At 30.9% G+C, this 1,428-nt stretch carries 2 protein-coding genes; both read left to right on the forward strand.

The genetic code is table 11. The features are described 5' to 3' along the window. Nucleotides 1–119: 119 nt before the first annotated feature. Nucleotides 120–743 carry a S1 family peptidase gene (locus JOC47_RS15235; protein WP_275579442.1) on the forward strand — a complete coding sequence of 208 codons (624 nt, stop codon included), beginning with the start codon at nt 120–122 and terminating at the stop codon, nt 741–743. Next, entirely contained in the window at nt 743–1,201 is a 459-nt protein-coding gene (locus JOC47_RS15240; RefSeq protein ID WP_204703291.1) for a hypothetical protein, read from the forward strand. The genes JOC47_RS15235 and JOC47_RS15240 overlap by 1 nt, the downstream gene beginning before the upstream one ends. The last annotated feature ends 227 nt before the right edge of the window (nt 1,202–1,428 follow it).

A 1,428-nucleotide genomic window follows, 5' to 3' on the forward strand; every position in this document is an offset into this window, starting at 1 on the left:
TTATTAAACACTCAAGAATATATAATAAACAAGGAGGTGAGAGTTTATCGGAGATTAGAGCTTATTAAACATATTTCCGATAAACATAAATAATGTTTGAATTAATTCCCAATTTAGTTATGGCAGTTGGAAGAAATAATCCAAAGGGAGTAACAATTTTAGGAAGTTGTTTTTTATTGAAAGAAGAAGGCTTGTTTGCTACAGCTTCTCATGTGACTGAGAATAATGATAATAATTTAGTTATTATTATTTCTAAAGAAGATAAGCTTTCTAATTATCAAGATACTACAGATACAAATGTGCAAATGTTAAAAGCGGAAATATCTAAAATTGATCCGATTCATGATACTGCTATTTTAAAAGCTGATGTTGAGGCTAACTCTAATTTGAAAGTATCATCATTAGATAATATGAAAGTAGGTGATCAGATTTCAATATTTGGTTATCCTCATGCAGATCATGGACGAATGGTGTTAACTAAGCAAGATTCAAAAATAGGTGCAAAAATTTTATTAGATAACAATGGTGTAAAAACTAAACATGCAGTAATAAATTTACAGACAAGACCTGGACAATCTGGGTCTCCAGTAATACATTCTTCAACTAAAAAAGTAGTAGGAATATTAGTAGGAGCTTATGTCCCTAATACGGGAGGAGGACTTATTGTAGGTGGATTAAATCCTCAATCTCTTCATCCAACAACTCATATTGTATCAACAGAGTATTTAAAGGAGATGTTATAATGAATTTTAAGAATATTTTAGAAGAATCTGATCCTGATTCCTGGGTGGAATGCTTAGAAGACTATCAAAGAAAAGTAATTTATGATTTAGGATTAGAAAAAGAATCTCCTCAAACTACTGCTAAGAAATGGTTAAGTGCTTCTATAGGTAATAATGCTAATTTTGGGACTCAAAAAAGTTCTGAATTATTTTTTGAGAATGTTAAAGAAGAAGTTGTTAAATTTTTATGCAGTGATAATCATTATGAAAAAGAGAAATCTAAGTTAGCTTCAATGGAAAATGTTACTCAAATGTATGTAGTAGCTGTTATATCAAATGCTATTTCTCCGATAGTAGGAACTGCAAATACTTTTTTATCTCCAGTGATTGCATTAATATTAATGTCTTTTGGTAAGATATCATTAAATTCTTTTTGTAAATCTCATTATGATGAGGCTTCTTTAGAAGAAAATTTATAGTAAAGATTTTGTACATTACATAACATGCGATTAGCGACATCTAGGTAAGAGGGAGAGGCAGGGTTACAGCACTGACTTATGAAATTTAGGAGGATGAGCAGAATATAGGAGCAACAATGAGACGTCGCGAATCCCAGGGACGTTATGCGAAATCCATATAACTCTTGAAAGGAGGAAGACTATATGCCGGTAAATAGATCAATTATAAAATGTGAAGTTTGTGAAAG

This window comes from Halanaerobacter jeridensis, assembly GCF_016908315.1.
GTDB lineage: Bacteria > Bacillota > Halanaerobiia > Halobacteroidales > Halobacteroidaceae > Halanaerobacter > Halanaerobacter jeridensis.